The following is a 7,784-nucleotide window of genomic DNA, read 5'->3' on the forward strand; positions in this document are numbered from 1 at the left end:
CGAACAGCAGCATCGGCGGCGCCGGCAGCTGGGCGTTGCCCGGGCCGAACATCTCGCCGCGGGCGCAGGCCAGCAGCTCTTCCAGGTCGTAACGGCTCTTGGCCTCATGCATGGTCTGGCCGCCTTTTCAGCTCGCCTCGAAACAGAAGGGGTCAGGCCCTAGCACGAGGCCAAGGCGCCGCTCAACGACATTGGACGGCCTCATCGACCCCCCAGACCTCGCTCTCGGGGACCCAGCCGCGCACACGATCAATGCTCAGACGGCACCAGCCGCCCTCGCAGCGGTCCAACGCGGCAAGGGCGCGGGCGTTCAGATAGGCGCTCACCTCGGCGCCTTCCCGGGGCCGTTTCCGCAGGGGCAGCGGGGTCTCCGCCAGGCGGACCACATTTCGCCCGCCATCGGTGACGCGCCGATGGACCCAGGCCACGCCGCCGTCCGGATCGCACACCTGACGCCATTCCCGCGTTTCGGCGATGACCTGAACCGGCAGGCCGCGGGCATGATAGACCCAGAGCACCCGATGATCGTCCCCGGGGCCGGCGCGGGCGTTCACCGTGTCGAATTTCAGCACCAGATAGCGCGGCACCGGATAGCCCGACGGGGTCGGCCGCTCGGCCTGCGCCTCGCCGCCGGCGGGGCTGCAGGCGGCGATTCCCGCGCAAAGCCCGGCCGCCAGCAACGCCCGTCGCAGGGGCGCCCGGCTCCTGGAACCGTGATCGGGCGCAGGCTCGCCTTGGCCCATCTGGGTCCCTTTGCTAGAGGTTGGACCTCGCGCGCCCATCGCGCTCCGTCGCAAGGTCCCCGTCGCAGACTTGGTCATGGCCGCCCGTAAGCCCAAAGTCATCGTCACGCGCAAGCTCCCCGATCCGGTGGAGACGCGAATGAGAGAGTTGTTCGACGCCGAGCTCAACCTCGCCGACGCCCCCATGGGCCGCGAGGCGATGATCGACGCCGTCCAGCGGGCCGAGGTCCTGGCCCCCACCATCACCGACCGGATCGACGCCGAGCTGATCGAAAAGGCCGGGCCGCAGCTCAAACTCATCGCCTCCTTCGGGGCCGGTGTGGACCATATCGACGTGGCCGCCGCGGCCAAGCGCAACATCATCGTCACCAATACGCCCGGCGTGCTCACCGAAGACACCGCCGACATGACGCTCGCCCTCATCATGGTGGTGGCCCGGCGGATCGTGGAAGGCGCCAATGTGGTGCAGTCCGGCGGCTTCACCGGCTGGTCCCCCACCTGGATGCTGGGCCACCGGGTGACGGGAAAGCGGCTGGGCATCGTCGGCATGGGCCGGATCGGCCAGGCCGTCGCCCGCAGGGCCAAGGCCTTCGGCCTGCAGATCCACTATCACAACCGCAAGCCCGTCAGCCCGCGGATCGCCGAGGAGCTGGACGCCACCTACTGGGACAGCCTGGACCAGATGCTGGCCCGGATGGACCTGGTGTCCATCCACTGCCCCCACACCCCGGCCACCTTCCACCTGCTCTCGGCCCGCCGGCTGAAGCTGTTGCAGCCCCACGCCATCCTGATCAACACCGCCCGCGGCGAGATCGTGGACGAGGACGCCCTGATCGACATCCTGGCCAAGGGCGCCATCGCCGGCGCCGGCCTGGACGTGTTCGAGCATGAGCCGGCGGTCAATCCCAAGCTCTTGAAGCTGCCCAATGTGGTCCTCCTACCCCATATGAGCTCGGCCACGGTGGAGAGCCGGATCGACATGGGCGAGAAGGTGATCATCAACATCCGCACCTGGATGGACGGCCACAGGCCCCCCGACCGGGTCATCCCGGCGATGCTTTAGGAACCGGAAAAAGAATGCGCCTGGGCCGTGCCAAGCGGCGGGATTCAGCGCGCTTCCGCCCCGGCGATCACATCGGCCACGGTCTGCGTCCCGTCCCACAGGCCCGCCCGCCAGCCGCAGGCCCGGGCGGCCGCCACATTGCGCGCCGAATCATCGATCAGCAGAAGCTCGTGCGGCGCGTGGGCCGTGCGCGCCGCCACCGCCTCGAAGAAGGCCGGATCGGGCTTTCCGCAGCCATAGTCGGCCGCATAGTGGATGGCTTCGAACCGGTCCTTGAGGCCCAGATCATTCCAGAGATAGGCCGCCCGCAAATGCTCCTGCACAGTGGCCAGGTGCAGGGCGTATTGGCCTTTCAGGGCGGCGATCTGGTCGAGAAAGTCCAGGTCCAGATGGGCGTCCTGGGCGAACCAGTAGGCGGTGAGCTGCTCCGGCGTCAGGTGGGGGGCGAAGTCCGGCAGGGCCAGGGCCAGCCGTTCGTGCAGACCGGCCCGTCCGACGATCACCTCGGGCCAGTGGACGGCGAAGAAGGCGCTTTGGAAACGCTCCGGATCCACGCCCAGATCGGCCTGGATGGCGTGGTCCCATCGCAGGCCCTGCGGATGGCGGATCACCACTCCGTCCACATCGATCATCAGGGTGCGGACGCTCATGGCGTGAGCTGCCCCTTGAGCCGATAGAGGGCCTCCATGGCCTCCCGCGGGCTCATGCCGTCCAGGTCGAGGACGCGCAGGGCCTCCTCCACGGCGCTGGGGCCGCGGGTCTCGGGTTCGGCCACGCCCTGGGCGAACAGCGGCAGGTCCTCCAGATGGGCCGGCGCGCCCTGCTCGCGCTCCAGCCGGTCCAGCACCTGGCGGGCCCGGGCCACCACCGGCGGCGGCACTCCGGCCAGCTTGGCCACCTGTACCCCGTAGGAGCGGTCGGCCGGCCCTGGTCCGGCCTCGTGCAGGAAGATCAGGTCGCCCTTCCACTCCCTGGCCCGCATGGAGAGGTTCGACACATGGCCCAGCCGGTCCTCGAGCACGGCCAGCTCGTGATAGTGGGTGGCGAACAGGGCGCGGCAGCGGTTTGTTTCGTGCAGGGCCTCGGCGCAGGCCCAGGCGATGGCCAGGCCGTCATAGGTGGCCGTGCCCCGGCCAATCTCATCCAGAATCACGAAGGAGCGCGGGGTGGCCTGGGTGAGGATGGCGGCGGTCTCCACCATCTCGGCCATGAAGGTCGAGCGGCCCCGGGCCAGGTCGTCGCCCGCGCCCACGCGGCTGAACAACCGATCCACCACCCCCAGCCGGAAGGCCCGGGCCGGGACGAAGGCGCCGGCCTGGGCCAGGACGCACAGGATCGCGTTCTGCCGCAGAAAGGTGGACTTGCCCGCCATGTTGGGGCCGGTGACGATGGAGAGCCGGGCGCCGCCCGCCCCTGTCCCGTCGAGGCGGCAGTCATTGGGGGTGAAGGCGTCGCCTGTGCGGCGCACCGCGGCCTCCACCACCGGGTGACGGGCGCCCTGGGCCTCGAAGGCGCAGGATCGGTCCACCACCGGGCGCACGGCGCCGGCCTCCTCGGCCCATTCGGCCAGGGCGGCGGAGACGTCCAGACAGGCCGCGGCGGCCGCGGCGTCCTGCAGGGCCGGCGCCAGGGCGCAGGCGGCCTCGCGCCAGGCCTCGAAGGTGGACAGCTCCATGGCCAGGGCCCGCTCGGCGGCCTGGGCGATCTTCGCATCCAGCTCGGCCAGCTCCACGGTGGTGAAACGCACCTGATTGGCCAGGGTCTGGCGGTGGATGAAGGCGGCGTTGAGCGGCGGCTTCATCAGCGGCTCGGCGGCCTTGGCCGTGGCCTCGACGAAATAGCCCAGCACGGCGTTGTGCCGGACCTTCAGGGCCACCCCGCTCTGGGCGGCCAGATCGGCCTCCAGGCGGGCGATGACCTTGCGGCTGTCGTCGCGCAGGGCGCGGGCCTGATCGAGTTCCTCGCGGACGCCCTGCGCCACAAATCCCCCGTCGCGGGCCTGGGCGGGCAGGTCCTGGGAAAGGCCCGCGGCCAGCAGGGCCTGGAACTCGGCCAGGCCGCCCTGGCGGGCGAGGTCCAGGGCCTCCAGGGCCTGGGCCACCTCGGCCGGCGGGTCCGGGTCCAGGGGGGCGGGCCTGGCGAACAGATCCGCGATCTCGCCGCCGAAGGCCAGTCCGTCGCGCAGGCAGCCCAGGTCCCGGGGGCCGCCTCGGCCCAGGGCCAGGCGCGACAGGGCGCGGGCCATATCGCCCATGGATTTCAGCCGGGCGCGGACATCGGCCCGCAGCGTCCGCCGCTCGCAGAAGAAGGCCACGGCGTCCAGACGCGCATCGATGGCCGCCGGCTCCACCAGGGGGCGGGCCAGGCGGCTGGCCAGCAGGCGGGCGCCGGGCGCGGTCACGGTGCGGTCGATGGCGCCCAGCAGGCTGCCCTCCCGGCCGCCCGACAGGCTGCGCTCGATCTCCAGGCTGGTCCGCGTGGCCGGATCGATGGCCATGACCTCGGTCTCGCCCACTCGGCGCGGGGCCGACAGGGCGGGCATGCGTCCGGCCTGGGTGGTCTCCAGATGGGCCGCGATCAGGCCGAGCGCCGAAATCTCCGCCCCGCTGAGCGCCCCGAACCCGTCCAGGGTCTCCACCCCATAGAGGCGCTTGAGCCGCGCCTCGGAGGCCGAGGGCTCGGCCAGGGCCTGGGGCAGGGGCTGCAGATAGCCCCCGGCGGCCTTGAGCGCCGCGGCCGTCGCCTCGTCGGCGAACAGGCGGTCGGGGACAAGCGTCTCCGAAGGGGCGAGGGCGGCCAGGGCCGAGGCGAGGCCTGCGACCCCCAGGCTCAGGCACTCCACCTCGCCGGTGGAGATTTCCACGCTGGCCACCGCCGCCTGGCCGGCCCGCACCGCCACGGCGGCCAGGCGGTTGGCGCCGCGGGCGTCCAGCAGGCCGTCCTCGGTGAGCGTGCCGGGCGTCACCACGCGCACGATCTCGCGCCGGACGACGGATTTGGAGCCCCGCTTCCTGGCCTCGGCGGGGTCTTCCATCTGCTCGCAGACGGCGACCTTGAACCCGGCCCGGATCAGCTTGGCCAGATAGGCCTCGGCCGCATGGGCGGGCACGCCGGCCATGGGGATGGGCTGGCCGGCATGGGTTCCCCGCGCCGTCAGGCTGATGCCCAGCGCCGCGGCGGCCTTCTGGGCGTCCTCGAAGAACAGCTCGTAGAAGTCCCCCATGCGGAAAAAGACCAGGGCGTCGGGTTGGCGCGCCTTGGCGTCGAAGAACTGGGCCATGACCGGGGTGGCGCCGGTCGCGTCCGGAAGGGTCGGGGCGGGGGCGTTCATGAGGCGGGCACGCTAGCGGCGCGCAGGGATTCGGTCATCCCCCTGGCGTCCACGCCCTGAGGGCGGCATCCTGTGGCCCGAAACAACTTCTCGCCAAGTGATCGGTGATCACCTACTTTGATTTCGATCAGCGATGAGGATCGTCGGGCATGACACCGACGGCCAGGGACGAAACGGAAAAAGGACGAGGCTTCCCATGGGCAAGGCGCAGCATTTCGACGTGCTGGTGGTGGGCGCGGGCATTTCGGGGGTGGGCGCGGCCTGGCACCTGACGCACCAGTCGCCGGAGACGAGCTTTGCGGTGCTGGAGGTCAAGGAGACCTTCGGCGGCACCTGGGTGACCCACCGCTATCCGGGGGTGCGCTCCGACAGCGACCTCTACACCTTCGGCTACCGGTTCAAGCCCTGGCGCGGGGCGCCCATCGCCACGGCGGCTGAAATCCTCAGCTACATGAAAGAGGTGATCGAGGAGAACGACCTCGCCCGCCACATCCGCTATGGCCACAAGATCACCCACGCGGCCTGGTCCAGCCAGGACAAGGTGTGGACCGTGCAGGTGACCAAGGTCGCCACCGGCGAGGCCCTGACCTTCACCTGCGGCTTCCTGTGGATGTGCCAGGGCTATTACCATCACGATGAAGGCTACATGCCGCAATGGCCGGGCATGGCCGACTTCAAGGGGCCCATCGTCCATCCCCAGACCTGGCCGGAGGACCTGGACTATGCCGGCAAGAAGGTGGTGGTGATCGGTTCGGGCGCGACGGCTGCGACCCTGGTGCCCGCCCTGGCCGAAAAGGCCGGCCACGTGACCATGCTGCAGCGGTCGCCCACCTATTTCGCCACCGGGCGCAACGCCAACGAACTGGCCGACACCCTGCGCGACCTGGAGGTGCCCGAGGAATGGACGCATGAGATCGTCCGCCGGAAGATCCTCAAGGACCAGGGCATGTTCGCCCACATGGCGCGGGAATATCCCGACGCCGTGAAGGACGAGATCCTGAAGAATGTCGCCGCCGTCCTGCCGGAGGGCTACGACATGAAGCACTTCACCCCCAGCTACCGCCCCTGGCAGCAGCGCCTGGCCTTCGTGCCGGACGCCGACCTCTTCAAGGGCATTTGCGCGGGCAAGGCCTCGGTGGTCACCGACCAGATCGAGCGCTTCACGGAAAAGGGGATCCTGCTGAAGTCCGGCGACCTGCTGGAGGCCGATATCATCATCTCGGCCACGGGCTTCCGCCTGTCGGTGATGGGGGACATCCCCTTCGAGGTGGACGGCCAGGCGGTCGACTGGGGTCAGACGCTGACCTATCGCGGGATGATGTTCACCGGCGTGCCGAACCTTGTGTGGGTGTTCGGCTATTTCCGCGCCAGCTGGACCCTGCGGGTGGATCTGATGGGCGACTTCGTGGCCCGGCTGCTGGCCCATATGAAGGCCAAGGGCGCCCACAAGGTGATGGTCGATCCCGGCGAGGCCGGCGCCGCCATGCCCCGCGGCCCCTGGATCGATCCGGACAACTTCAATCCGGGCTATCTGATGCGCGACATGGACAAGATGCCCAAGTGCGGCGACAGCGCCGAATGGCGCCACACCCAGGACTATTGGGTGGAACGTTCGGACCTGCCGGCCATCGATCTGGACGGCCCGGTCTTCCGCTATGACGACCAGCCGGCTGTGGCCGCCCGCGTGGCCGAGCCGGCGGAATAGGGCCTTCCGGCCCGTCTCATTCCCGGGGGGAGGAGGCGATCAGGCTCCGCCGGTCACCTCTTCCCAGAACCGCTTGGCCTTGCCCACGAAGGTCGAGGACTTGGGATGGCTCTGCTCGCCGCAGAGTTCGGCGAACTCGCGCATGAGCTCCTTCTGGCGAGGCGTCAGGCGCGACGGCGTCTCGATGAACAACTCCACCACCAGGTCCCCCCGCTCGCGGGAGCGCAGGGAGGGCATGCCGCGGCCCTTCAGCCGCACGGTGCGGCCGGTCTGGGCGCCTTCGGGCACATGGACGGAAATCTTGCAGGCGCCGTCGCAGTTCTCGCCCCCCAGCAGGCAGGGGGCTTCGATCTCGCCGCCCAGCACCGCCACCGCCATGGGGACGGGCACGGTGCACAAGAGGTCCAGGCCGTCGCGCTCGAAGAGGTCGTGGGGCGCCACGGAGATGAAGATATAGAGGTCGCCGCGGGGGCCGCCCCGGGCGCCGGCGTCGCCTTCGCCCGCCAGGCGGATGCGCGCCCCGTCGTCCACGCCGGCCGGAATGCGGACCTGCAGCTTGCGTTCCTTGCGCACCTGGCCGTGGCCGTGACAGGTGGCGCAGGGGTCCTGGATCAGCCGCCCAGATCCGCCGCAGCGGGGGCAGGTGCGCTCTACCGAGAAGAAGCCCTGGCTGGCCCGCACCCGGCCGGCGCCGCCGCAGGCGCCGCAGACTGTGGGGCTGGTGCCGGGCTTGGCGCCTGAACCCTCGCAGGTCTCGCAGGTCATGGCCGCAGGCACGACGATCTCCACCTCGGCGCCGGCGAAGGCTTGCTCCAGGGTGATTTCGAGATCGTAGCGCAGGTCCTGGCCCCGGGCCGGGCCGCTTCGGCGACCGCGGCCGCCTTGTGCGAACATGTCGCCGAAGACGTCGCCGAACACCTCGTTGAAGATGTCGTGCACGTC

The 7,784-nt window shown here is 70.3% G+C and carries 6 protein-coding genes and 1 pseudogene; 2 read left to right on the top strand and 5 right to left on the bottom strand.

What is annotated here, in order from left to right; all coding sequences use genetic code 11:
* Nucleotides 1-112 (bottom strand): annotated as a pseudogene (locus V7D28_RS11905) (beta-hydroxydecanoyl-ACP dehydratase); the annotation flags it as partial.
* A 70-nt stretch (nucleotides 113-182) separates the two neighbouring features.
* Nucleotides 183-743, bottom strand: coding sequence for an SH3 domain-containing protein (locus tag V7D28_RS11910; protein WP_333587599.1), 561 nt, complete (start codon nucleotides 741-743; stop codon nucleotides 183-185).
* Nucleotides 744-819: 76 nt separating this feature from the next.
* Here V7D28_RS11910 and V7D28_RS11915 point away from each other — a divergent pair, with 76 nt between their 5' ends.
* Complete coding sequence (locus V7D28_RS11915) at nucleotides 820-1,806, top strand: 2-hydroxyacid dehydrogenase (protein WP_333587600.1); 987 nt, start codon at nucleotides 820-822, stop codon at nucleotides 1,804-1,806.
* Nucleotides 1,807-1,850: 44 nt separating this feature from the next.
* Here V7D28_RS11915 and V7D28_RS11920 read toward each other — a convergent pair whose 3' ends face one another.
* Together V7D28_RS11920 and mutS are read right to left on the bottom strand one after the other, a co-directional pair.
* On the bottom strand, nucleotides 1,851-2,456 hold the full coding sequence (locus tag V7D28_RS11920; protein WP_333587601.1) for an HAD family hydrolase: 606 nt from the start codon (nucleotides 2,454-2,456) through the stop codon (nucleotides 1,851-1,853).
* Entirely contained in the window at nucleotides 2,453-5,137 is a 2,685-nt protein-coding gene (gene mutS / locus V7D28_RS11925) for a DNA mismatch repair protein MutS (RefSeq protein ID WP_333587602.1), read from the bottom strand. The genes V7D28_RS11920 and mutS overlap by 4 nt, the downstream gene beginning before the upstream one ends.
* Nucleotides 5,138-5,333: 196 nt before the next feature.
* Between mutS and V7D28_RS11930 the strand changes: the two genes are divergently transcribed.
* A complete protein-coding gene (locus tag V7D28_RS11930; protein WP_333587603.1) occupies nucleotides 5,334-6,842 on the top strand; it encodes a flavin-containing monooxygenase in 1,509 nt (502 codons plus the stop codon).
* Between the two features lie 39 nt (nucleotides 6,843-6,881).
* Here V7D28_RS11930 and V7D28_RS11935 read toward each other — a convergent pair.
* A partial coding sequence (locus tag V7D28_RS11935) for a molecular chaperone DnaJ (protein ID WP_333587604.1) occupies nucleotides 6,882-7,784 on the bottom strand: 903 nt, incomplete at its 5' end.

Origin of the sequence: Phenylobacterium sp. (assembly GCF_036723115.1) — a bacterium.
In the GTDB taxonomy this organism is placed as follows: Bacteria; Pseudomonadota; Alphaproteobacteria; order Caulobacterales; family Caulobacteraceae; genus Phenylobacterium.

Coding starts and splice junctions, on each gene's coding strand:
- V7D28_RS11930 (WP_333587603.1), top strand. CDS start 5,334: ATGGGCAAGGCGCAGCATTTCGACGTGCTGGTGGTGGGCGCGGGCATT.
- mutS (WP_333587602.1), bottom strand. CDS start 5,137: ATGAACGCCCCCGCCCCGACCCTTCCGGACGCGACCGGCGCCACCCCG.
- V7D28_RS11910 (WP_333587599.1), bottom strand. CDS start 743: ATGGGCCAAGGCGAGCCTGCGCCCGATCACGGTTCCAGGAGCCGGGCG.
- V7D28_RS11915 (WP_333587600.1), top strand. CDS start 820: ATGGCCGCCCGTAAGCCCAAAGTCATCGTCACGCGCAAGCTCCCCGAT.
- V7D28_RS11920 (WP_333587601.1), bottom strand. CDS start 2,456: ATGAGCGTCCGCACCCTGATGATCGATGTGGACGGAGTGGTGATCCGC.